Source organism: Acinetobacter sp. TSRC1-2 (assembly GCF_049895885.1).
Taxonomy (GTDB): domain Bacteria; phylum Pseudomonadota; class Gammaproteobacteria; order Pseudomonadales; family Moraxellaceae; genus Acinetobacter.
Genome location: NZ_JAFCTF010000017.1, coordinates 15,645 through 40,303 on the forward strand (window position 1 = coordinate 15,645; position 24,659 = coordinate 40,303).

General features: G+C 41.1%; 23 protein-coding genes and 1 pseudogene. 10 read left to right on the forward strand and 14 right to left on the reverse strand.

Features of this window, described 5'->3' with window-relative positions:
• Positions 1-74 precede the first annotated feature (74 nt).
• The 4 genes from gyrB to dnaA form a co-directional block, all read right to left on the reverse strand.
• Entirely contained in the window at positions 75-2,546 is a 2,472-nt protein-coding gene (gene gyrB, locus ACP69Y_RS15180) for a DNA topoisomerase (ATP-hydrolyzing) subunit B (RefSeq protein WP_425919296.1), read from the reverse strand.
• Positions 2,547-2,600: 54 nt separating this feature from the next.
• Positions 2,601-3,683 carry a DNA replication/repair protein RecF gene (gene recF, locus ACP69Y_RS15185; RefSeq protein ID WP_425919297.1) on the reverse strand — a complete coding sequence of 361 codons (1,083 nt, stop codon included), beginning with the start codon at positions 3,681-3,683 and terminating at the stop codon, positions 2,601-2,603.
• A gap of 27 nt (positions 3,684-3,710) precedes the next feature.
• Positions 3,711-4,856, reverse strand: coding sequence for a DNA polymerase III subunit beta (dnaN, locus tag ACP69Y_RS15190; RefSeq protein ID WP_425919298.1), 1,146 nt, complete (start codon positions 4,854-4,856; stop codon positions 3,711-3,713).
• 108 nt (positions 4,857-4,964) lie between these two features.
• Positions 4,965-6,344, reverse strand: coding sequence for a chromosomal replication initiator protein DnaA (dnaA, locus tag ACP69Y_RS15195; protein ID WP_425919300.1), 1,380 nt, complete (start codon positions 6,342-6,344; stop codon positions 4,965-4,967).
• Between the two features lie 659 nt (positions 6,345-7,003).
• Between dnaA and rpmH the strand changes: the two genes are divergently transcribed.
• The 5 genes from rpmH (at position 7,004) to mnmE (ending at position 11,102) form a co-directional block, all read left to right on the forward strand.
• Positions 7,004-7,138 carry a 50S ribosomal protein L34 gene (rpmH, locus tag ACP69Y_RS15200; RefSeq protein ID WP_000831329.1) on the forward strand — a complete coding sequence of 45 codons (135 nt, stop codon included), beginning with the start codon at positions 7,004-7,006 and terminating at the stop codon, positions 7,136-7,138.
• 29 nt (positions 7,139-7,167) lie between these two features.
• The gene (gene rnpA, locus ACP69Y_RS15205) at positions 7,168-7,557 is read left to right on the forward strand and encodes a ribonuclease P protein component (RefSeq protein WP_004650901.1); all 390 of its coding nucleotides are present in this window, start codon (positions 7,168-7,170) and stop codon (positions 7,555-7,557) included.
• Between the two features lie 9 nt (positions 7,558-7,566).
• The gene (gene yidD / locus ACP69Y_RS15210) at positions 7,567-7,887 is read left to right on the forward strand and encodes a membrane protein insertion efficiency factor YidD (protein ID WP_424620776.1); all 321 of its coding nucleotides are present in this window, start codon (positions 7,567-7,569) and stop codon (positions 7,885-7,887) included.
• A 5-nt stretch (positions 7,888-7,892) separates the two neighbouring features.
• Positions 7,893-9,647: a membrane protein insertase YidC gene (yidC, locus tag ACP69Y_RS15215; protein ID WP_425919301.1), complete on the forward strand. Its 1,755-nt coding sequence runs from the start codon at positions 7,893-7,895 to the stop codon at positions 9,645-9,647.
• A 99-nt stretch (positions 9,648-9,746) separates the two neighbouring features.
• Positions 9,747-11,102, forward strand: coding sequence for a tRNA uridine-5-carboxymethylaminomethyl(34) synthesis GTPase MnmE (gene mnmE, locus ACP69Y_RS15220; protein WP_425919303.1), 1,356 nt, complete (start codon positions 9,747-9,749; stop codon positions 11,100-11,102).
• A 41-nt stretch (positions 11,103-11,143) separates the two neighbouring features.
• Here the strand turns inward: mnmE and ACP69Y_RS15225 are convergent, their stop codons facing one another.
• Positions 11,144-12,283, reverse strand: a complete 1,140-nt coding sequence (locus ACP69Y_RS15225; protein WP_425919328.1) for an MFS transporter — start codon at positions 12,281-12,283, stop codon at positions 11,144-11,146.
• 153 nt (positions 12,284-12,436) lie between these two features.
• Positions 12,437-12,703, reverse strand: coding sequence for a metal/formaldehyde-sensitive transcriptional repressor (locus ACP69Y_RS15230; protein WP_425919304.1), 267 nt, complete (start codon positions 12,701-12,703; stop codon positions 12,437-12,439).
• Between the two features lie 55 nt (positions 12,704-12,758).
• Here ACP69Y_RS15230 and dmeF point away from each other — a divergent pair.
• Together dmeF and ACP69Y_RS15240 are read left to right on the forward strand one after the other, a co-directional pair.
• A pseudogene (gene dmeF, locus ACP69Y_RS15235) lies at positions 12,759-13,730 on the forward strand (CDF family Co(II)/Ni(II) efflux transporter DmeF).
• Positions 13,731-13,811: 81 nt separating this feature from the next.
• Positions 13,812-14,513, forward strand: a complete 702-nt coding sequence (locus ACP69Y_RS15240) for a DsbC family protein (protein ID WP_425919306.1) — start codon at positions 13,812-13,814, stop codon at positions 14,511-14,513.
• An 87-nt stretch (positions 14,514-14,600) separates the two neighbouring features.
• Here the strand turns inward: ACP69Y_RS15240 and ACP69Y_RS15245 are convergent, their stop codons facing one another.
• The 5 genes from ACP69Y_RS15245 to ACP69Y_RS15265 form a co-directional block, all read right to left on the reverse strand.
• Positions 14,601-14,858, reverse strand: coding sequence for a GlsB/YeaQ/YmgE family stress response membrane protein (locus tag ACP69Y_RS15245; RefSeq protein WP_425919307.1), 258 nt, complete (start codon positions 14,856-14,858; stop codon positions 14,601-14,603).
• 179 nt (positions 14,859-15,037) lie between these two features.
• Complete coding sequence (gene hpt / locus ACP69Y_RS15250; RefSeq protein ID WP_425919308.1) at positions 15,038-15,565, reverse strand: hypoxanthine phosphoribosyltransferase; 528 nt, start codon at positions 15,563-15,565, stop codon at positions 15,038-15,040.
• A 201-nt stretch (positions 15,566-15,766) separates the two neighbouring features.
• The gene (gene guaD, locus ACP69Y_RS15255; RefSeq protein WP_425919309.1) at positions 15,767-17,104 is read right to left on the reverse strand and encodes a guanine deaminase; all 1,338 of its coding nucleotides are present in this window, start codon (positions 17,102-17,104) and stop codon (positions 15,767-15,769) included.
• A gap of 204 nt (positions 17,105-17,308) precedes the next feature.
• Positions 17,309-18,265, reverse strand: a complete 957-nt coding sequence (locus ACP69Y_RS15260) for a TerC family protein (RefSeq protein ID WP_425919310.1) — start codon at positions 18,263-18,265, stop codon at positions 17,309-17,311.
• Positions 18,266-18,577: 312 nt separating this feature from the next.
• Positions 18,578-19,768 carry a sugar transporter gene (locus ACP69Y_RS15265; RefSeq protein ID WP_425919311.1) on the reverse strand — a complete coding sequence of 397 codons (1,191 nt, stop codon included), beginning with the start codon at positions 19,766-19,768 and terminating at the stop codon, positions 18,578-18,580.
• A 173-nt stretch (positions 19,769-19,941) separates the two neighbouring features.
• Between ACP69Y_RS15265 and ACP69Y_RS15270 the strand changes: the two genes are divergently transcribed.
• Positions 19,942-20,226 (forward strand): GNAT family N-acetyltransferase, encoded by a 285-nt coding sequence (locus tag ACP69Y_RS15270; protein ID WP_425919312.1) that lies wholly within the window; start codon positions 19,942-19,944, stop codon positions 20,224-20,226.
• 52 nt (positions 20,227-20,278) lie between these two features.
• Positions 20,279-20,563 carry a GNAT family N-acetyltransferase gene (locus ACP69Y_RS15275; RefSeq protein WP_425919313.1) on the forward strand — a complete coding sequence of 95 codons (285 nt, stop codon included), beginning with the start codon at positions 20,279-20,281 and terminating at the stop codon, positions 20,561-20,563.
• Positions 20,564-20,617: 54 nt separating this feature from the next.
• Here the strand turns inward: ACP69Y_RS15275 and ACP69Y_RS15280 are convergent, their stop codons facing one another.
• Together ACP69Y_RS15280 and ACP69Y_RS15285 are read right to left on the reverse strand one after the other, a co-directional pair.
• The gene (locus ACP69Y_RS15280; protein ID WP_425919314.1) at positions 20,618-21,700 is read right to left on the reverse strand and encodes a zinc-dependent alcohol dehydrogenase family protein; all 1,083 of its coding nucleotides are present in this window, start codon (positions 21,698-21,700) and stop codon (positions 20,618-20,620) included.
• Between the two features lie 479 nt (positions 21,701-22,179).
• Complete coding sequence (locus tag ACP69Y_RS15285; RefSeq protein ID WP_425919315.1) at positions 22,180-22,494, reverse strand: hypothetical protein; 315 nt, start codon at positions 22,492-22,494, stop codon at positions 22,180-22,182.
• A 217-nt stretch (positions 22,495-22,711) separates the two neighbouring features.
• On the opposite strand from ACP69Y_RS15285, the gene ACP69Y_RS15290 reads away from it, so the two are divergent.
• A complete protein-coding gene (locus ACP69Y_RS15290; protein ID WP_425919317.1) occupies positions 22,712-23,185 on the forward strand; it encodes a BLUF domain-containing protein in 474 nt (157 codons plus the stop codon).
• Between the two features lie 42 nt (positions 23,186-23,227).
• Here ACP69Y_RS15290 and mpl read toward each other — a convergent pair whose 3' ends face one another.
• Positions 23,228-24,592: a UDP-N-acetylmuramate:L-alanyl-gamma-D-glutamyl-meso-diaminopimelate ligase gene (gene mpl, locus ACP69Y_RS15295; protein WP_425919318.1), complete on the reverse strand. Its 1,365-nt coding sequence runs from the start codon at positions 24,590-24,592 to the stop codon at positions 23,228-23,230.
• Positions 24,593-24,659 lie beyond the last annotated feature (67 nt).

The window sequence follows — 24,659 nt, forward strand, 5'->3', positions numbered from 1 at the left end:
AATCGTATTTAGATAAAAATAGCATAAAAAAAGCACCCCGAAGGGTGCTTTTTACAATTTAACTTATCAATACATTAAGCATCGATATCCGCGTTTAAGGCATTTTCTTCAATAAAGGCACGACGTGGTTCTACATCATCCCCCATCAAACAAGAGAACATACGATCTGCTTCAATCGCATCATTAATGGTGACTTGCAACATGTTACGGTTTTCAGGATCCATAGTCGTATCCCAAAGCTGTTCCGCATTCATCTCACCCAAACCTTTATAGCGCTGGATCATCATGCCGCGACGTGAATCGGCCAAAATATGCTGCCACACTTGATGGAAAGTGATGACATTAATTTTACGATCGCCTTTTTGCAAATACGCACCGTCTTCAAGCAAGCTAAACCAGCTCTTCGAATTTTGCAGTAAACGCTTATATTCACCAGAAGCCAGTAGTCCAGAATCAAGTAAATACGAGTGCGGCAAGTTATGTACATATATGGTCACACGTGGCCAGTAATGTGCCACTTTAGAACCATCAGCATGTTCTTTTTCAAACACTTCTAAACTGATTTCAGGACGTAAACTTGGTTGATATTTTTCAATCGCAGCACGTAACTGTTCAGACCATTGTTTCACATAATCTTCATCATGATTTTGATCAAGTTTGAATGCATCCAGACCCAATAAACCATCCAGCAAACTTGCAGGATAGCGTACGGTTAAACGGTTCAAACTTTTCTGTGAAACTTGGTAATCTTCAATGACTTTTGCCAGTGCTTGACCTGAAATTGCAGGAGATTCAGCACTGATATGCAAAGATAAATCATCAATCGCATTTGAAATCAGGAAGGTTTCTAGAGCATCATTATCTTTAAGATATTGCTCCTGCTTACCTTTTTTCAATTTATACAATGGTGGCTGTGCAATATAAATATAACCGCGTTCCACAAGTTCAGGCATTTGACGGAAGAAGAAAGTCAACAGTAGCGTACGAATGTGCGAACCGTCGACGTCAGCATCGGTCATGATAATGATTTTGTGATAACGCAATTTATCCGGATTGTATTCTTCACGACCAATACCACAACCCAGTGCGGTAATCAGAGTACCGACTTCTTGCGAAGAAATCATTTTGTCAAAACGTGCACGCTCCACATTCAGGATTTTACCTTTCAGCGGCAGAATCGCTTGCATCTTGCGGTTACGGCCCTGCTTTGCTGAACCGCCCGCAGAGTCACCTTCGACCAAGTATAACTCAGACAATGCTGGATCTTTTTCTTGGCAATCGGCCAATTTACCGGGAAGACCTGCAATATCAAGTGCACTCTTACGACGTGTCATTTCACGCGCTTTACGCGCCGCATCACGTGCGCGCGCCGCATCAATAATTTTGCCAGCAATTGATTTTGCCGCTTGTGGATTTTCCAGCAAATAGGCAGAAAACTCCTTGTTCATCGCCTGCTCTACAGCAGGTTTCACTTCACTTGAAACCAATTTTTCTTTGGTTTGTGAAGAGAATTTTGGATCAGGCACTTTCACTGAAACAATTGCAGTTAAGCCTTCACGTGCATCATCACCAGTCACCGCGACTTTTTCTTTCTTCAGAATATTTTCGCTATCCAAATACTGGTTTAAGCCCCGGGTTAATGCTGCGCGGAAACCGGCTAAATGCGCACCACCATCTTTTTGCGGAATATTGTTGGTGAAGCAGCGCACATTTTCCTGATAGGTATCATTCCACTGCAAAGCGACTTCAACAGTAATCCCTGTTTCCGCAACTTGGTTGGTGAAATGGAAAATATCATTCAAATGGGTTTTGCCCTGATTGATATATTTTACGAATTCAGACAGACCGCCTTCATAATCAAATACATGTTCAGCATCGATACGTTCATCACGTAATACAATACGAACCCCGGCATTCAAGAATGAAAGTTCACGCAAACGACGCGCTAAAATATCAACATTGAAAATGGTCTGGCTAAAGGTTAACTCACTTGGATAAAAACGGACGGTGGTACCCGATTCGGTTGTTTCACCAATTTCACGTAATTTATAAACTGGATCACCATGATGATATTCTTGCTCATACACTTTACCGGCACGACGAATATTCAGTAATAATTTACTTGACAAGGCATTTACAACCGAAACGCCCACCCCGTGTAAACCACCGGATACTTTATAGCTATTATCGTCAAACTTACCGCCGGCATGAAGAATGGTTAAAATCACTTCAGCAGCAGATACGCCTTCTTCTGGATGAATATCAGTTGGAATACCACGACCGTTGTCTGAAACACTGACCGATTCATCTTCATGGATGGTGACTAAAATTTCATCACAATGACCTGCCAAGGCTTCATCGATGGCATTATCCACCACCTCAAACACCATGTGATGTAAGCCTGAGCCATCGTCCGTATCACCAATATACATACCTGGACGCTTACGAACAGCATCGAGGCCACGTAATACCTTGATACTAGAGGAATCATAAGCCTTTTCATTGGTTGGTTCTGTTTGAGAAGCAGCTTGATCTTCTGAACTCATGGTTTCTCCCTAGTGAAATATAGGTCTATCCAAAGATGGGTAAAATCTAAAAAACTATTGCACGACAACTTGAACTTGACCGTTTTCAACATTGAATAATTGATATGAAATAGACAAATCATGTAAATGTTTTTTTACTGATTCGTGCTCTAAAGTGGTAATAAAAACTTGACTACCCAGCTGGCTCAATCGCTCAATTAATCGTCGTTGTGCAGTTAAATCTAATTCTGCTGTCACATCATCTAATAATACCACAGTTTCCTTATTACAGGCATGTAGCATTGCAATCTGTGACAGTTTTAAGGCGACAATTAACAGTTTTTTCTGACCGCGTGAAAGCACCACATCAGCATCGCCCAGCGTTGTTTTTAAACGTAAATCTGCACGATGTGGACCATACTCGGTATAGCGTCTATCTAGGTCTTTTTGGTGATGCACAGTGAGGTCATGCAGCAATCCAAGCTCGGTATGAAAACCAGGAACATATTCCATTTGAATTTCGAGATTGGGCAATAAATGTTTTAAATCCTGCTCAAAGTAGACCTTCCACTGTTCCACAATTCCACTGCGCTGTGAATGCAGCATTTCGCCATATTCGGCTAGCATTTTATTCCATGGCTCTAAATCATTCAGATTAAGATTTCGTCTCGACTTCAACAAACTGTTGCGTTGTTTTAGAGCGCGCGAATAATACTGCCAAGCATGATAAAAATCCGGTTCCACGTGGAACATCAACCAGTCTATCAATTGGCGACGTGGTTTCGCTCCGTAGTCGATAATGTCGGTACTTTGTGGATCAATATGTTGTAAGGGTAAAATTTTAGCCAACTGACCTTGGGTCGCGATATTGTCGCCATTGACTTTAATCAGTTGCTCACCGGATAACAGTTTTTGCATACCAATTTTTTCAGTCGCAGATTGCGCAAAAACAATCGCGTCATTTGTTTCATTTTGAATATAGTTTTTCGGGATATGGGTTCGAAAAGAACGTCCGGTTGCCAGCAAATGTATGGCCTCTAGAATCGAGGTCTTACCTGAACCATTTTGGCCATAAAAGACATTAAACGGCTGCAACCCTTGGAGTGCAACCGCTTTTAAGTTTCGAACACGTTCTATATTTAAACGCGTGATAAACATAATTTGATCTGGTAAAAAATCTGCAAATTAAACCCGCATTGGCATTACAACATAGGTTTGATCTTGTTGTGCTGGATCATGTACCAATACAGATTGATTGGCTTCAGTCATGGTCATATAGACATCATCACCATCCAACGCACCGAGTACATCCAATAAATATTGTGCATTGAACGACATTTCCATCGGTGCATCCGCATATTGAATGGCTAGATCTTCAATCGCTTCATCTTGTTCTGGGTTATTGGCACGCAATTGTAAAGAATCAGCGCCAAAATTCAGGAATACACCGCGTAATTTTTCATTACTTAAAATTGCGACACGTTGCAGGGACTGTTTAAATACATCATGAGCAATCGATACATTTTTATCGCCACCACGTGGAATTACACGACGGTAATCCGGGAATTTTCCATCTATTAACTTGGTGGTGAAACGAACCGTGATATTGCTCTGCTCTTTATCACGGCTTGGTGTGCTAATAGTGACATTCAATAATTCACGGCCAATTAGTAGAGACAATTGCTCATCTTCAATGCTGAGTAAGCGCTGTAACTCTGCAACCGCTTTGCGTGGCACAATCGCTTGAATGGCTTGGGTGGTGGTTGACGTTGCTGCTGTTTCACATAAAGCTAAACGGTGACCATCAGTAGTCACTGCGCGAAGCTGGTTTTGATCAATTTCAAGCAAGGTACCAGTTAAATAAAAACGCACATCTTGCACTGCCATCGCGAAAGCAGTTTTTTCAAACAAGCGTTTTAACTCGCGCTGAGTCACCGTCACTTGCGTACCTTGAGCATTTTCACTGCTCAATAACGGATAGTCTTCAGCAGGCAAAGTTCCCAACACAAAACGGCTATTACCCGATTTTAAAATACAACGATCTTCAGTAATTTGAAGGTCAATCAATGCAGCAGCCGGTAATGATTTACAAATGTCCATCAGCTTACGCGCAGGCACAGTCGTTTCACCAGGTTGCAAACACGCACCTTCGGCTAACGTGGTACTGGCAACCAATTCCACTTCCAGATCTGAACCGGTAATGGTTAATGATTCATTACTGACTTGAATTTTTACATTAGACAGAATGTTTAAAGTGTGGCGACGTTCAACCGCTCCTACGACATGTGACAGAACATTAAGTAAGCTTTCTTTCGCGATTTTCAAACGCACGGTACATTCCTCTAACAACTGAAGATAAATAATAAATAAATGTTTTTTAGCAGTGTACTATGCGGCAGAATATGCCGCATTGCAAGAATAGAATTTGATCAAATTCGATCAACTTTGCAACAAACGTTGCAAGTTTTTATAGTCTTCATTAAAGATCGGATCTTCCTCACGAAGGCTCAATACTTTCTCACAGGCATGCATCACAGTACTGTGATCACGACCGCCGAAGGCCATGCCAATTTCGGGGAAACTATCGCCAGTGAGTTCACGCGCCAGCCCCATCGCCAACTGACGTGGACGCGCATAAATACGGGTACGTTTAGGCCCCACAATTTCTTTCAGCGGAATCCGGAAATATTCACTTACCACACGCTGGATATTTTCAGTACTGATGGTTCGGGCACGAATCGCCAATACATCTTTTAACGATTCACGCACCACATCCAAATCAATCGGGGTGCCTTTAAAACGTGAAATAGCCACGACTTTGTTCAGTGCACCTTCAAGTTCACGCACATTGGCGACGACTTGTTGAGCCACAAACAAAGCACAATTACGCGGCAACTCAACCCCGATGTTTTCCGCTTTTTTCAATAAAATTTCAATCCGGGTTTCAATATCCGGTGGTTCCACACCAACAGATAAGCCCCAAGAAAAACGTGAAACTAAACGCGCGTCCAATTCGGTCAATTCTTTAGGATAACGATCCGAGGTTAAAATGATCTGTTTCGATTCATCCAACAACGCATTGAACGTATAAAAGAATTCCACCAAACTGGCTTCTTTACCGGCAAGCAAATGAATATCATCGACCAACAACAAATCCAGCGAGCGGCAATTTTTCTTAAATTCTTCCACTTTGCCTTGTTGTAATGAACTGACAAAATCTTGCACAAAACTTTCGGCAGTCATATACATCACGCGTGCATTGGGTTTGGCTTGTAATAAGGCATTCCCCACAGCTTGCATTAAGTGCGTTTTACCCAAACCTGTAGGGCCATACAAAAATAAGGGGTTATGTTGAGAAGCCCCTAACTGAGTCAAAACTTTACGACAGGTTTCCGCGGCCATTTGGTTCGAGCGGCCTTCAACAAATAACGAAAAAGTAAATAATGGGTTTAATAAACGCTTACGGCTATTTTTAGGGCCTGCTTCTTCTTTTTCTTTCCGGGGTCTAGCAATCGGTGTAACCACAGATTGCAAAGCAGCAGTGGTCGTTGCCGGTTGTTCATGGGCGGACAGAATTGCACCTGGACGGGAATCGACCAAAATTTCAACTTTGCGCACCCGACCTTCAGACATTTGCTCTGCCAAAATAGTGATCAGCTCGAGATGATGTTCCTGAATATAACGGGTCCAATAAGGATTGGGGGCATAAAGTTTTAATGTGTCGTTAAGCTCTTCAGCCACCAAAGGGCGAATCCACATTGTAAAGACATTTCCCGAAAGCTCTTGTCGCAAACGAGTTAAACAGTCAGTCCAAAGCATGTGAAACCCCTATTTATTCCATTAGTTATAAAAAATCATTTGAGCCCGACCAAGCGGGTCGCCATTCTATCGAAGTTATCCACATCTGTCATGGCAAAATTAAAGAAATATCACTCAGAAAAGTAAATTTCGGTTTAAATTTAAATTTAAATTGCGATGTGGATAAGATTATCCGCAAGCTGTGGATAAAATATATCACAAAGTTATCCACAATTTAACAAACTTATAGAAACATGGATATCCACAACATAACTTTATGTTTATAAAAATTAAATATGGCTTTTCCACAGAAAAACGGCTCCCTAATAGTAATAAATTTAAATTTATAAATTTGAATTTATTTATAAGAACACCTGTTCATGGGGATAACTTCCAATATTTTTAAATTTGAATTCAAAAGTCAGGAAAATAATCTTATCAACACTAAGTTGTGGATAATGTTGTGAATATTTCTGTTTATAACTTATGTTGTATTATTAATCAACAACTTATATTGTGTGTAAAATTAAAACAATTTTTAATGTGATAAAAAAATCTTAGATTCTTCATTTCTCAAAAAAATGCCTTATTTTGAAAGAAAGTTTGTTTTTGATTGACAGCTTATGGAATGATCACTAAAATCGCGAACCTTCATAGAAGATCATTTTTGGAGTTTCAATATGAAACGTACATTTCAACCATCAGAATTAAAGCGTAAGCGTGTTCATGGTTTCCGTGCTCGTATGGCTACTAAGGCTGGTCGTCAAGTATTAGCTCGCCGTCGTGCAAAAGGTCGTCATAGCTTAACTGTTTAATTAGTTAAGTTATTACGATTTTGGGTGTTATGACACTTTATGGCTTCAGCACAGACGTACGTATACGCTGTGCTGCCGATTATAAAAGTGTGTTTGATGGTGCGCTTTTTAAAGTGCATCAACCCCATTTCTTATTTTTGGCAAAAAATTCCGAACAGCCTTCTAGCCGTTTGGGTATTGTTGTTGCCAAGAAAAAAGTGCGTCGTGCACATGAAAGAAATAGAGTAAAACGTCTTGCTCGCGAAAGTTTTCGCCTTCATCAACAGCAATTAGATTTATTAGATATTGTGGTCATGCCTAAAGTCGGCATTGAAGCAATTCCTAATGCAGAATTGCAACAGCAATTACAGTTTGCTTGGCAGAAATTGCAACGCCTTGCCAATAAGCATAAAAAGATAGCTCCCTCCCCACAAAAGTAGAGAAGGCCAATGGTACGTTTACTGCATTGGTTGATTCGATTCTATCAGATCGCGATTAGTCCTTTATTAGGGCCCCGCTGTCGTTATATTCCAACATGTTCTCAATATTCTTTAGAAGCAGTCCATTCTTATGGTGCTGTGCGTGGTGCGTGGTTAGCTACTAAGCGTATTTGTCGTTGTCATCCTTGGGGTGGTTCGGGTTATGACCCTGTTCCGCAAAAAGCAATTCGTTTTATTTCATTTCAGCAAATGGATTCTCAAACGCTTCACGTTGCTGTACCCTTTCGTGATCGTTTATTGAACCGAAATCACTCTAACTACTTGGGATAATAGATATGCAACAATGGGCCAGGTTTGCAATTCTAGGGGCTATGTTTGTCGTCGCATATTTGCTTATTTTGGCTTGGCAAAAAGATTATGGTCATGCAGAGACTAAACCGCAGCAAGAAGCTGCCGTGGTTTCGCATGAAGTATCTGCAGACTTGCCAAATGGTCAAACAGCTCCAGCAGCGTCTGACGTGCCGCAAGCAAATATTGCAACTCAGCAAACTACAACAGATGCCACTGCACCTGTAAGTCAACAGCTTATTTCAGTACAAACTGACCTTTATCATCTTTGGATTAATCCTAAAGGTGGTGACATTGTTCGTATTGAATTATTGAACCACGATAAAAATAAAGACAGTGATGAACCGTTTGTCATGCTGGAAAGCGATGCAAAACGTACTTACGTTGCTCAGTCTGGCTTGATTGGTTTAAATGGACCGGACAGCAACCGTAATGGGCGTCCAGTGTATGAGGTTGAAAAAGCAGCTTATACTTTGGCTGATGCAAAAGCTGAAAAAACCAAAGATGGTAAAGCTGTTAAAGTTTTATCTGTGCCGATGGTTTATAAAACGGCTGATGGTGTAGAAATCATCAAAACATTTACCTTTAAACAAGGTGAATACCCGATTATTGTGAACCATAAAGTTGTGAACCGTAGTGCTCAGAACTGGCAAGGTCAAATGTTTGGTCAAATCAAACGTGATACTTCGGATGATCCAGGTAAATCAGACCAAGGTATTTTCACCCTAGGCACATTCCTGGGTGGGGCTTGGGGTACGCCTGATGAACACTACAACAAGCTTAAATTTGCCAACTTCAATGAAGAAAAATTGAATGTTGAAGCGAAAGGTGGCTGGGTTGGAGTTGTTCAACATTACTTCGTCAGTGCTTGGATTCCAGGTGATCTTAAACTGACTCAAGCCAATGGTCAGCCGTATAGTGCGAAATTAGAATCGCGTCAATCAACTGATAATATGAATATTATTGGTTTTACTTCACCGATGATCAATGTACCTGCAGGTACTGCGGCTGAGTTGGATGCAACGTTCTATTCAGGTCCTAAAATTCAGTCTGAATTGAAAGATCTGGCGATTGGTTTAAACCAAACCGTGGATTATGGCTGGTTATGGCCAATTGCAAAGTTATTGTTCCTGGGTCTGCAATTCTTCCATAACATTGTAGGCAACTGGGGCTGGTCAATTATCTTGTTGACTGTATTGGTCAAACTGATTCTTTGGCCATTGTCGTCGAAGAGCTACCGCTCTATGGCGAAAATGCGTGTGATTGCACCTGAAATGCAACGCATGAAAGAAGAGTTCGGTGAAGACCGTATGCGTTTCTCACAAGAAATGATGGCGCTGTATAAACGTGAACAAGTCAATCCATTATCAGGTTGCTTGCCCCTGCTTTTACAAATGCCGATTTTCCTGGCCTTGTACTGGGTATTGATGGAGTCTGTAGAACTTCGTCATGCACCGTGGTTAGGCTGGATTCAAGATTTATCTGCAATGGATCCATGGTTTATCCTGCCTTTATTGATGGGTTTGACCATGTTCATTCAGCAGTCTTTAAATCCGCAACCGGCTGATCCGATGCAGGCGAAAGTCTTCAAAATCATGCCGATTATCTTTACCGTATTTATGTTGTTCTTCCCTGCGGGCTTGGTGTTGTACTGGATTGTCAACAACAGTATTACTATCTTGCAGCAAAGTTTGATCAACAAAGCTGTTGAGAAAGACCGAGCAAAACGCGAAGTTGTTTAAGTAACGACTGATTGCGAATAGCTGAATAAATCCGCTTAAGATGGTAATCTTAGGCGGATTTTTATTTGGCTGTGATTTGGGGTTTTTTAGGTGAATTTTATGCAAAACCGAACAACGATTGCTGCAATTGCAACTCCGCCCGGACGTGGTGGTGTAGGGGTAATTCGTCTGTCAGGTCCAAGATCCTATGCCATTGCAGAAGCTTTGACGCAAAAGGCTTTACCTAAAGCCCGCTTTGCCGGTTTCCGTCAGTTTTATGATGCAGCTGGCGAAGTCATGGATGAAGGCTTGGCAATTTGCTTTCCAAACCCAAACTCCTTTACCGGTGAAGATGTGGTGGAGCTGCAAGGTCATGGAGGACCTGTGATTCAAAATGCTTTATTAGGTCGCTTGCTGGAATTGGGTGCAACTGCTGCCAAAGCCGGTGAATTTTCCATGCGTGCTTTTGAAAATGGCAAGCTGGATCTAGTGCAAGCTGAAGCAATTGCCGATTTGATTGATGCGACTTCACAAGCCGCTGCCCGTTCTGCAGTACGTTCACTGCAGGGGGCGTTCTCGACCCGAGTGAACACCGTATTAGAAAAGTTAATTCATCTACGTTTGCATGTCGAAGCTGCCATTGATTTTCCTGAAGAAGAAATCGATTTTTTGGCCGATGGTAAAATTTTGGCTTTGCTGGAAGATGTGCAAAGTTCAGTCACTGCCGTGCAAAAGTCTGCCCGCCAGGGCCAGTTGCTGCGTGAAGGTTTACAGGTGGTGATTGCCGGTAAACCGAATGCGGGTAAATCTTCATTATTGAATACTTTGGCCGGAAATGAACGTGCCATTGTCACCGATATTGCTGGTACTACCCGTGATGTCCTGCATGAAAAAATCACCCTAAATGGCTTGCCGATAACCCTGACCGATACTGCAGGTCTACGTGAAACCGGCGATATTGTCGAAAAAGAAGGGATTCGCCGCGCGATTAAAGAAATTGAACAAGCCGATTTGTTGCTGTTGGTATATGACTTAAGCCAAGGCGAAGATCCCCTGCAATTAGCCCAAAACTATTTTGCGGAACATCTGGAACCGCGCCATTTAATGTTGATTGCCAACAAATGTGATTTAACGGGTACAGCAGCTGAGATTAGCGATTATCAGGGATTTCGTCATATCACGGTGTCTGCCAAGCAGGAAACAGGTGTGCAATCGCTTATAGAGGCGATTACAGCGCATGCAGGCTTCCAGCCAGAAGAAGATACCTTTATTGCGCGTACCCGTCATTTGGACGCAATGAAGCGTACACAGGTGTATTTGGCAGAAGCGCATGAGCAGTTGGTGGTGTATCAAGCAGGCGAGTTAGTGGCTGAATCTTTACGTCTGGCACAAAATGCCTTGTCTGAAATTACCGGTGAATTTAGTGCAGATGATTTATTAGGGAAAATTTTTGGATCGTTCTGTATTGGAAAGTAATCCAATCGATTTAAAAAAAGCCTTCAAATGAAGGCTTTTTTTTATGATGAAATTTTCTTATGCCAAAATATCAGTGCAAGACACAGCAAACCAACGCCTAGGCAGAATCCTAAAACCCCAATGGTTAAACCAAAATGATCGGCTAAATAACCCACTGCAATAATCGGTACAATCGTGCCCAAGTAACCAATAAACAAATAGGTCGACATCACAGCTGCACGGTTATCCATGGTGGTCATCTGATGAATTAAACCGAATGCACCCAATAACCCTAGCCCATGCCCTACACCGACCAAAATGTCACTGATAAAGAACAAAATACTCCACTGCATACTCATGCATAAACTCAGTAGAATGAAGCTCACCACTAAAGTCATTAGCCCTAGATTCAAGCTTTTGGCAGCCGGTAAATTTTTAGCAAAAAATTGTACTATTGCAGAAACCAGTAAAATACTGGCAATCGCTGTACCACTGGCCAAAGGTCCATGCCAGGGAATCAGATCTTTTAAAAAAGATGGGGATAAGGATGCAAATAAACTAAAGGCCCCAAAAGCGCTGAATGCAGTCAAGCCGGCAATAAAAAACAAGGATTGATGCTGGGCTGCTGGTACTTCTAAACGTGGTGCAATTGAAAAAGGCTGGGCTCTGAATTGGGGAACTTTAACCAGAAATAAACCAAAAAAACATAAAATCGCAGCGGCAATAATCGGCAAATAAGGGGTAACTAACGGCTGGCTAGAGAACTGGGCAATCAGCCCGCCAATAAACGGCCCTAGTCCAAAACCAATCACGGTAATAATCGAACTTAATTGTGGTGCATTTTGCTTATGACTGTCTGGAATAGTGGTAATTAACCCGAGCATTGCCGAGGTGCTGATCAGTCCGGAAGCAATGCCAATAATAAAGCGACCTAATCCCAGCCAAAGTGCATTTGATGCAACAGAGGAAAGTGCTAAGCCCAATATCACAAACACGATACCGATTTGTAATGTACGTATAAAACCGAAACTGTTGCTGGTTCGACCTAAAAATAACAAGGTCGCCAGACAGCCGAACATATAGGCGACAAAGATATAAGTAATATGGCTGGGTAATAAATGCCACAGCTCTTGATAGATCGGGTATAAGGGACTAGCAAGCGCGGTTCCAATGGTTCCAATACAAAGTGCCAGGCTGACCATTAAAAATGGTTGCCATGATTGTTGAGTCGTCATGTAGGGTCACAGAAACAGCCGCTAGATTATGTGGAAAATAGCGAATATTTACAGAAGAAAAGAAGAATTATAGATTAATTCTTATCAGCCTTAGAGGTCAATTTAGAAGATGTAAATCATTTAACTATAACGCTTTAATAATTTTAAAAATTCAGCCAGCTGCTGCTCATTAATTTCAGTCTGTTCACCAATCACGTGATGACGCAAATGCGATTCGATCAATTCATTCATGAGACCATTTACAGCCCCTTTAATGGCAGCAACTTGCTGTAATACCGTAATACATGAAGGGTCAGGGTTGTTTAAGACCTGATCCACGGCGTTAATCTGCTCTTGTAAACGTTTGACTCGATTCTGAATTTTCTTATCTTGATGTAAGTGACTCAACCCCATACTCTAAAAATAAATATACTATGAGGGAGTATATTTAAACACTAAGATTATGCAAAAAACCCCATTGACCAGAACACACGCTCATCAGTTTGATGAAGGTAATCCACTCGCACAAAAACGTATTCTATTGGCCACTATTCTAACGGTAGTGATGATGCTATTAGAAGTGATTGGGGGTGGATTTACAACTCTATGGCATTGCTTGCTGATGGTTGGCACATGAGTTCGCATATGCTGGCCTTAGGACTGGCTTATTTTGCCTATCGTTCTGCGCGCCATTATGCAGATGATGCCCGATTCAGTTTTGGCACCTGGAAAATTGAAATTTTAGCCGGATATAGCAGCGCGATTTTGTTGATGGTGGTGGCGATATTTATGGCATTCCAGTCGATAGAACGACTTTTCAACCCGATTGATATTCATTATAACCAGGCTATTCCCATTGCAATTCTGGGCTTGTGATTAATTTAATCTGCGCATGGTTACTGCATGATGATTACCCTCACCCTCACCACGAACATAAAAATGAGCACGCTCATGCACATCATGACTTAAACCAGAAAGCGGCATTTATGCATGTGGTGGCAGATGCAGTGACTTCAGTATTTACCATTATTGCGCTGTTTGCTGCAAAGTGTTTAGATTGGGGTTTTCTGGATGCAGTACTCGGAATCGCAGGTTCAATTCTGGTGGCAAAATGGGCCATTGGCCTGATCAAGGACACAGGAAAAACCTTACTTGATGCAGAAATGGATCATCCCGTCGTTGAGGAAATTCGAGAAGTGATTGATGAATTCTCTAGGGTTGAAATTACTGACCTGCATGTCTGGAAAGTGGGCAAAGGAAAATTTTCCTGCATTTTGGCTTTGGCAACAGACTCTAATTTGAATGCAGACCAAGTCCGTGAAGCATTATCTATCCATGATGAAATTGTACATGTGTCGGTTGAAATAAATCCGCTATAAATCATCTCAGTGTTCCACGTGAAACCTTGATGATGAAATGTGTGGGGTTTAAGTAAGGACTTCTAAAATTAACTGAATCTCTCGTTAAATTTTAAGTAGAATCGCGTTGAACAATTGGAATTTACGAGCAAAAGAAGATGATTAAAAAAACATTGGCATTTGCCCTGGTCAGTTTTATTTCAAGCTTAAGCTTGGCGAATGTTGATACGGTTAAAAGCAACCTTATCAAACAACATCCGAAATTGAACATTCAAAATATTCAAGCCACCGATATGAAAGGCATTTATAGCGGCTCAATGGATGGTCAAGTGGTGTATATAGGTGAAGATGTGCAACATATTCTGGTTGGTTCAATGTACCGTTTAAGTGATCAGAAAAATTTGACCAAAGATCTAGTGCTTAAACAAAACAGTATTGACTGGAAAAAATTGCCTTTACAGGATGCGGTAAAAAGTGTGCGAGGTATTGAGAAACGCCAGATCGCAATCTTTTCTGACCCAAATTGCCCGTATTGCAAACAACTTGAAACTGAAATAAACAAGTTAAATGATGTCATCATTTATACCTTTATTTATCCAATCAAAACCCAATCTATTACTGTTTCGAAACAGGTGTTTTGTGAAAAAGATCCAGCTTTGGCGTGGTCAAATCTGATCAGTAAAGGGATTCAACCGAGTTCTAAAGGTTCCTGTGCCAACCCAATTGAGCGTAATTTGAGTTTGGGCAAATCATTAGGTTTAAACGGAACCCCTGCAATTATTTTCTCTAATGGTTTTAAAGTGATGGGTGTTCGTTCTGCGCCAGAAATTGAACAAATCTGGAAAGAATTAGGTTTATAAATATCGTAAATTCTCAATAGAACCATAAAAAAAGCACCTGATCAGGTGCTTTTTTTAATTCTGAGATTGATTATTTTAAATCAACATTTAAACGCGTGATTTTTTAGTGACCATATTATAAATGAACAAAATAATGAGGGCGCCGATCACGGAAGCAATAAAGCCTGCTGCCGAGTTTTCATCGTAAAGGCCGAGTAAACGTCCACCGTAAGTCGCTAATAAAGAACCGGCAATACCCAACAAGGCGGTCACAATAAATCCTGACTTATCATTTCCAGGATGAATAGCACGCGCAATTAAGCCTGCAATAAAACCTACTACGATGGCAACTATAAGTGTCCACATATGTCTTCTCCATTTATCGTTTGTTTATATACTTTCATTACGCTTTCATTTTTATAATTAATCATTTATGCAAAAGGAAACAGTTGAGTCCTGCTAAAAACTGTTGTTTTTTTGTTTAGCAATAAATACAGCACATAAAAAAAGTGGCCTGTGACCACTTTAAATATAAGAGATCAATCTTAAAGACCAATTTCACCAATAAATGGAATGTGACGATATTTCTGGTCATAGTCCAAGCCGTAACCGACAATAAACTTATCTTCTACTTCAAAGCCTAAAAATTTCACTTCAAGTTCAATTTCACGGCGTGAAGGTTTGCTGATTAAGGTACACAGTTCAATAGAGTTCGGATTACGCGTGCTCAAAATTTCCAGAACTTTGCTGAGGGTATTTCCGGAGTCAATAATATCTTCGATAATGAGCACGTCTTTACCGCGAATTTCGCCGTCCAGATCTTTTAAAATTTTGACATCACGCGTTGAAACCGTACCGCCGCCGTAACTTGATACCGTCATAAAGTCGAGTTCATGCGGTTTAGCAATTGCACGACATAAATCTGCCATAAAAATGACTGAACCACGCAGTAAACCAATCAGAACAAGTTCTTTGTCACTATTGGCATAGTGAGCATCAATTTTTGCACCAAGCTCTTTGACTTTAGCGTGAATTTCTTCAGCTGAGATCATTACGCTCATATGAACGGTCATGGGTAGATACCTAAAAGCAAATCAAAAAATAAAAAAGGTGTTGACCAGCAACACCTCTAAAGATGTTTTAATTTTAATACATCTGCTCAAGAGATGCATCCTTTTTGCGGCTGAAAATGTAATCAAGCCTTGATTTGTGGGGTATCACGCTTAAGCAACACAGCACAAGCCAGACCTATTCCAATCCACAGGAAAATATTTTTATGGGATGTTTTTGTTGTCTGATTCTTTGACATATACCAGTTCTCCATAAATATAAGTCGCCTGAATATTACGATCATCACCCAGGGTCATCAGTGCAAATAAAGCATCTTCTATACTTTTGGCGCGCTCTTGGCGCAGTGCCTGAAGGGCTGTGGCTTTTAAATTTAACACAATAAAATCAGCTTCTTTACCTAGATGAAAGTTACCCAGTTTATCGTCCAGATCCAAGGCTTTGGCTCCACCCAATGTCGCATGATACAGGGACTCAAATGCAGAGAGTTTATCGCCCTGAAGCTGTTGCACTTTATAGGCTTCATTTAAAGTTTGCAGCTGGTTAAATGAAGTGCCGGCACCAATGTCAGTACCCAAGCCGACTTTGACCTGTTTTTCCCAAGTCTTTTTCAAAGGAAATAGACCACTGCCCAAGAATAGATTTGAGGTTGGGCAAAAGGCAATCGCCGAGTTGGTCTGATGCATACAGTCCCATTCGGCATCTTCTAAATGGACACAGTGGGCAAATACCGAGCGCTGCCCTGTTAAGCCATAGTGGTGATACACATCCAGATAGCCTTTTTGTTCTGGAAAGAGTTCTTTAACCCAGGCAATTTCATTCTTGTTTTCACTTAAATGAGTGTGTACATAAACTTCAGGATATTCAGCTTTTAACTGCCCAGCTTTTGCAAGTTGTTCTGGGGTAGACGTCGGTGCAAAACGTGGAGTAATCGCATACAGATTACGACCTTTGCCATGCCATTTTTCAATTAGGGCTTTAGAGTCCTTATAAGAACTTTCTACTGTGTCACACAGATTATCAGGAGCATGACGGTCCATCATTACCTTGCCGGCAATTAAACGCATTTGATGCTGTTCTGCGGCTTCAAATAAGGCGTTGACTGATTCGGCATGGACGCTACAGAAAACTAAAGCGGTCGTGGTGCCATTTTTTAATAATTCCTGAACAAAAAATTGCGCGATTTTATCGGCATAGGCTTTGTCTTTAAACTGCAATTCCGTGGGGAATGTATAGGTATTCAGCCATTGTAATAACTGTTCCCCATAGGCACCCACCATTTCGGTTTGTGGAAAATGAATATGCGTATCGATGAACCCCGGCACAATCAGTTGCTCAGGATAATGTTCAAGGGGCGTATCTTGATTCAGCAAATGCTGCCCTTCTTGCCATGTTCCAAACCAGGTGATTTTTCCCGCATTAGTGATGAGCAAGCCATCTTCAACATAACGGATGGCTGGGGCAATGTCTGAGGCTTGAGTGACAGTGTGTTGAAGATCAAGAAAGCGGCCACGAACGGCGCGTTGAGCCTGAAGAGGAGACATGCAATAACCTTTTAATTTCTCATTTTTTCGATTGATTGTACCTGAATTTTTTCCTTTAAACCCCATCCCATCAGTTTTAAGCCTGCCCCTGTCCTATAAATTAAACCTGATATTTAGGATTGGAAAAAGTGCTCATAAATTATAAAAGATGCAATAAAAAGCCTTCCAGCTATGCGATGGAAGGCTGATCATTTTATTTAAAGGTTACAGTTGCTCTTGCTGTTTGTTGTAGCGAACTGATAACCAGGTGGTAATCGCCAGTACAATCACAATAAAACCAAGTGAAATCCAGATTGGCATATGGAACACATCGAGCATTAGCATTTTGAAACCAATAAACAGCAGGATAATCCCGAGGCCATAAGGTAAATAATGCATTTTAGATGCAGCACCTGCCAATAAGAAGAACATGGCACGCAAGCCTAAAATAGCCATTAAGTTTGCGGTTAACACAATAAAGGGATCACTGGTCACTGCAAAAATAGCCGGAATAGAATCCACTGCAAAAATCACATCAGATGCTTCAACCAAAATCAATACCAAGAATAATGGCGTGGCCCAGAGCACACCGTTTTGACGCACGAAGAAGTTATGACCCTCTAGCTGCGGCGTAATACGCATACGTTTACGTAACCACTTGAGTAAGGCCATATCTTCGATATTCGGGTTTTCTTCATGGCCTTGAAGAAATTTAAAGCCGGTATAGACTAAGAAGGCACCGAAAATATACAGGATCCAGGAGAATTCCTGAACGAACCACGCGCCAATAAAAATAAAAATGGTTCGCAATACAATAGCGCCCAGTACCCCATAGAGTAAAATTTTACGCTGTAATGCGGGAGGAATAGCAAAGGCAGAAAAAATCATTAGCCAGACAAATACGTTATCAATCGCCAGTGATTTCTCTAACAGATAACCTGCGAAATATTCCATGGTTTTTTGATTGGCTAAAGCAACACCCGCTGTTTGCTGCAAATAAAGCCATAAACCGCCAGCGAACAGCATGGACACACTGACCCAGGCAATGCTCCAATAGGCTGCTGATTTAATTTTAACCGGTTGGTCTTCTTTGTGTTTGAAGCCAATGAAGTCGATGATGAGCATCACTGCCACCATCGCAAAAAATGCCAGATACAACCAAGGATTGCCGATGGTTTCCATAAAAAAATCTCCACACCCGACAACTGGCCATAAAAAAACCTTGACCTGTTGCCAGATGATTTAAACATCTGTGTCAACATGATCAAGGTCTTGCCTACATCTGAATACCAATATTTTGTAATTTCAGATGCTCAGATACCGACTTTTTGCAAAGTGTAATGACGATATTCTGACACGTCCGCCAGAATTGCTTCTAAGGACGCTTGGAGGAGGCTACTCCCCTTGTTCAACTCAATTTTGTTTTGGATCTAATCCAAATATGGCAGAAGAATCGCATATTTATGTAAATTGTGCAAATTTTATCTACTCTACTTACATTTTAATGAAGTCTTTACGTTGCACTAAAATGCATGCCAATACTGTACCCAAGACAGCAATCAAGCCCCCTACCAGGCCAATCTGACTTAAACCATAACGTGCCGTGACTATTCCCCCCAATAATGCACCACCGCCAATACCGACATTATAAAGACCTGAATAAATTGCCATAGCGACATCGGTAGCATCTGAAGCGAGGTTCAGGGTTTTGGCTTGCAGCGCCAGGCTAAAGCAAATGATGCTCATGCCCCAAAATAAGCTCAGAATACTTAAACTGTTAAAACCTTGCGCCAGTGGCAGAATGAGTAACATGGACATCGCCAATAAAGCACTGCTTAAAGGAATCGCAATTTTGGGATATTGATTACCAAATTTACCAAACAGATAAGAACCAATAAAACCTGCACCGCCGTAAATGAGCAATAAAGTCGTGGTTTGGCTAGAACTAAAATGGGCAATATTCAGGGTAAACGGTTCGATATAACTATAAGCGGTAAATTGCGCGCTAATGATAATAATAGTTAAAGCAAACACGATCACCAGACTTGGACGTTTAAATAAGAGGCCAATACTTTTCAGTGAACCTGAATTGACACTGGGCAGTTTCGGTAGGGTTTTTGCCAGGGTCAGACAGACAATTGCCGCACCAAGGGAAATTAAAGCAAAGGTATTGCGCCAGCCATATGCTTCACCAATCATGCGACCAAATGGAATTCCCAATACCATCGCTAAAGCTGTGCCTGTCGCCAGTAAACCCAGAGCCTGAAATTCTTTACCTTTCGGGGCAACACGCACCGCTAAAGAAGCAGTAATCGACCAGAACAGCGCATGTGAAAATGCTATGCCGATGCGGCTGGCCAAAAGCACATTAAAGTTCCAGGCGAAATACGATACGCCATGACTGACAATAAATACGAAAAATAACGCAATCAGTAAAAAACGCCGTTCGATATTCCGTGTCATCAGCATCATGGGTAGTGAGATGGGGGCAACCACCCACGCATAGAGGGTAATCATGATGCCGACGTCAGTGGCTTGCATATTGAAACTGTGACCAATATCGCTGAGCAAGGCCACAGGAATAAATTCGGTGGTATTAAAAATAAAGGCTGCAAAAGCTAAAGTGATCACACAAATCCATTGCCGGGTCGGATTGGGTGGTGTTTCAGAAGATAGAGATGACATAGTCAGATAATTTGATAAGTAGCGTTAAAGTTTAGGCTTAAATCCTAAACTTGTTAAGTTTAATCATTAGGATGAAATGTGCTAAACATTTATAGAAACAACAAAAAACTTAACACTATTGCGCAGCTATTTATGGCATGTTTATTTATATTCACCTGAATGAGAGAATAAAAATGTTGGAAATTAAGCAAAATGACGATGGTAAAAAAGGTGAATTTTACATTGGTGAAAATCATCATCATTTAGCGGAAATGATCTATACCTGGGCGGGTGAAAACGTATTTATTATTGAACATACCGATGTAGACGATTCCCTGCGTGGACAAGGAATAGGCAATAAATTACTCGATTGTGCAGTCACTTTTGCGCGAGAAAAAAATGTCAAAATCATTCCGCTCTGCCCTTTTGCTAAATCGGTTTTTGATAAAGATTCATCTATCCAGGATGTGTTGAAATAAGTTATTTTTAAAGTATTCGGATGTCAGTCAAATAAAAAATTGAGGGATAACTATGCAGTTTCAACATGATGATAATGGTCAAAACGGCGAATTTTTTACTTTGAATGATTCAGGTCAACGGATTGCAGAAATCAGTTATATCTGGACAGGTGAGCATAAAATTATCGCCAATCATACCTGGGTGGATGATGCCTTGCGTGGACATGGCGTAGCGCGCCAGTTGCTAGATGTATTAGTAGAATTTGCACGTCAAAAGCGGTTGAAAATTGTCCCAACCTGTTCTTATGTCGATGTGATGTTTAAACGCGATAAAAGCTTTACAGATGTGGTGGCCTGAGTTGGCAGCGATGTAAAAAAGCCCAAAAAATTGGGCTTTTGTTTTTTGAGCCAATTAAGCAAGATCGATAATCACCTTCATCGCATTCTCGTCTGCGGCATGTTTAAACACATCATAGGCTTTTTCAAATTCAGCAAATTTAAAGTGATGGCTGGCCAAGCGTTCCAAAGGTAATTTTCCAGAACAGCAGGTTTTCAGCAACATGCCGGTAGTATTGGTATTGACCAAACCGGTGGTGATGGTCAGGTTTTTAATCCAGAGCTTTTGCAGTTCAAAATTAACCGGCTTGCCATGTACACCGACATTGGCGATATGACCTCCCTCTTTGACCACATTCTGGCAAATATTCCAGGTTGGCTCTGCACCTACAGCTTCTATTGCACAATCGACCCCTCGTCCTTCGGTAATATCAAGTACCCGTTGGATCGCATCTTCCTTGCCGGAATTAATGGTATGCGTTGCACCTAATTCTTTGGCAAGTGCAAGGCGGTTATCATCCATATCAATGGCGATAATGGTTGCGGGTGAATAGAATTGTGAAGTAAGTAAGCAACCCATCCCGATCGGTCCTGTTCCCACGATTGCAATGCTATCGCCCGGTTTGACATCGCCGTATCGCACGCCAATTTCATGGGAGGTCGGCAATACATCGGATAAAAAAACTGCGATATCTTCGTTTAAACCTTCAGGTAAAGGATAAAGTGAGGTGTCGGCAAAGGGCGTCCGTACATATTCTGCATGAGCACCATCAATCATATAGCCCATAATCCAACCCCCTCCGTTAAGGCAGTGAGCATAGAGTTGTTTCTGACAATTTTCACAAGTCCCGCAGTGGCTGACGCAGGAGATAATCACCCGATCGCCTTTTTTGAAATTTTTGACTGCGGAACCGACTTCTTCAATAATTCCGATGCCTTCATGACCTAAAATGCGGCCATTAAATTGCCCGCTTATGGTTTTGGCATGTTCCTGTATTTCAGGATTTTTACCTTTCCAGATGCCTAAATCAGTACCGCAAATGGTGGTTTTGGTGACCCGGATAACCGCATCGGTTGGATCAATAATCTGGGGAATCGGACGGTCTTCAAAACGGATATCATTTGCGCCATAGTAGACCATGGCTTTCATTGTAGTCATCTGCTTATTCCTTTTCTATTCCCTCTCTTTCAAGCTATCGCGTTCATTTCCTTCTTAAAAATTTAAATCCCTAGATTCAATGAAAGGCGGAAAGCTTAACGGCAGGATGAAAGAAGTTCATCGTTGGCTCTGCTGTATTAATAGGATATTAAAGTCTCGAGCATGAATACACAGAGATTGCCTTTCTAAGCTATCAACAGTGATGGATGAAGTCATTACTTGTACAGGTTTGCTTACAGAAAGATCTGATTTGAAGGGAGAGTGAAACTGGCTACGAAAAAAAAATAATAAATCCGGAATTTTATTTCAGCGGGTTTGTGATGGATAAGCTTATAAAAATAATTAAAGATGATTCCAAACATGTTCCATGTCGAGCAAATGTCTTAATGAGTCGTCAGCTTTGCAGATGTCATCCTTTAACATCTGCATCGTTCAATGATTCTGTTATACGCTTAAAAGCGTTGCCAATCCTTAGACGATTATAAGGATTGGGTTTTACTAAATTGCAGGCTTTGAGAGCGGATCAGTTGGGTTAAAAAAATACCGAGCACTGAGGTCATTAGCATCATTTCCAGCAGGGCATATTCTTGTACCCAGAAAAAACATAAAGCCAAAATACCCAAACTGGAACATATATATAGACTATTTTGAACCCAAATTTTGAGTGAAATGCCAAGTAGACCTGAGCAAATAGCAATGTTCAGTATTTCTTCAATACCATTACGATGTAAGATGATGATTAGACATAAATAGCTACAAACTAATCCCATCGTGATGAAAAGTTTTTTTAACATGCTTTTCCCCTGATTCTAGGTAATTATTTGTTTTAATTTGGCTAAATCAATTTTAATACACCGAATGGTAAAAAATAAGTTATTTTAAGCTATGCTGTGTGTAAGAAATAAATTACATTTGATTAAAAAACAGTCAATATTATTTTGAAATGAACTTTAAAAATTAAACTGTATCACTCAGAAAATTTCAGAGTCATCTGAATAATAATAGGTCTTTATGCTTACCCAGTTGTGTTATGCCAGTAGTCGTGTTGAAGATGGCAATGATCTATTACAGGATTTAAGTGATATTTTGGCAAGTGCGCGTTCGTTTAATCAAGCGCATACCATTTATGGCGTACTTTACTATGCAGAAGGGATTTATTTTCAATGTTTGGAAGGCGAGCAAAATCAGGTTGAAATGCTATTTGCACAGATTTCGAAAGATGCTCGCCATAATCAGATTTACCGTTTTCCCGATCATGTTATTGAACAGATTCACTTCAAGCAATGGTCTATGAAATATGTCAATCAGCATGGAAAAATCACCAATCTTTTCAAGAGAATGGGTTTAGATAAATTCTCGCCGCATCAATTAGATTATCAGCAAATCAACCAGTTTCTCGATTTACTGTTAAAAATGAAAGAAACCGGACATAGTACAAAAGCCAGGGTGGGTATAAAAAATCGGGGCTATCAAAATTATTTTTAAATAAAAAGCCCACATGATGTGGGCTTTTAAATACTGCGCTACTTATGATTTTAAAGCTGTAATCAACTTCTGATGTAAACCACCAAAACCACCATTCGACATAATCACCACAGCATCACCCTCGCCTGCCTCTTGAGCCACAGTTTTGATGATGTCATCCAGTGTACGGACCACAATGGCTTTATTCGGTGCAGCGTCAATCACGGGTTGCAAATCCCAGTCCAGACCTTCCGGTTGATACCAGATGACTTCATCCGCCAAACGTGCAGAATGTGCCAAACCATCTTTATGACTCCCCATACGCATGGTGTTGGAACGCGGTTCAATAATTGCCCAGAGTTTGCGTTCGCCTAAACGTTTACGCGCACCGTCTAAAGTGGTTTCAATCGCGGTTGGATGATGGGCAAAGTCGTCATACACTTCAATGCCTTTTATCGTATCCAGCAGTTCCATACGGCGTTTTACACCGCCAAAGTTTGAAAGTGCTTCACACGCAGTTTCAATAGAAACACCCACATGTTCAGCTGCAGCAATGGTCGCCAAGGCATTGGCTACACTGTGCTGCCCAGTCATATTCCATTTAACGATGCCTTTAACTACACCATTCTCTAGCACTTTAAAGTGAGAACCATCAGCAGATAATTGTTCCGCAGAAAGCGATGCTTTTTCATTGGCATCTAAGCTTGTACGAACCACTGGTGTCCAGCAACCCATGTCCAGAACTTCATCAATATTGCTTTCAGTAATCGGTGCAATAATACGACCTTCACTAGGAATGGTACGGACTAGATGGTGGAATTGTTTTTGAATGGCAGCCAGATCATCAAAGATATCGGCATGGTCAAATTCAAGGTTATTTAAAATGGCCGTTTTAGGATGGTAATGTACAAACTTGGAACGCTTGTCGAAAAAGGCAGAATCATATTCGTCTGCTTCAACGCAGAAAAATTTTCCACCTCCTAAACGTGCACTTTCATTAAAACCGAGTGGTACGCCACCAATCAAAAAGCCCGGGTTTAAACCGGCTTGATCCAGTACCCAAGCCAGCATCGTCGTCGTCGTGGTTTTACCATGTGTACCGGCAACACCTAAAACATGCTTACCTTGTAAAACGTGATCTGCCAAAAATTGCGGACCTGAAATATAGGGTAAACCTTCATTTAACATATATTCCACAGCATCAATGCCACGTTTCATGGCATTACCGACAATCACCAAATCGGGATGCGGTTGCAAATGACTGCGGTCATAGCCTTGCATTAAGGTAATACCTGCATTTTCCAGTTGGGTTGACATGGGTGGATAGACGTTCGCATCTGAACCCGTCACCTTATGTCCTAAATCACGTGCTAATAACGCCAGCGAACCCATAAAGGTGCCACAGATACCCAAAATATGCAGATGCATTCCGTTTTAACTCCACTACTTTTTTGACACATCACGTTGTTGTTGGTGGTGTCATTATTGATTCGAT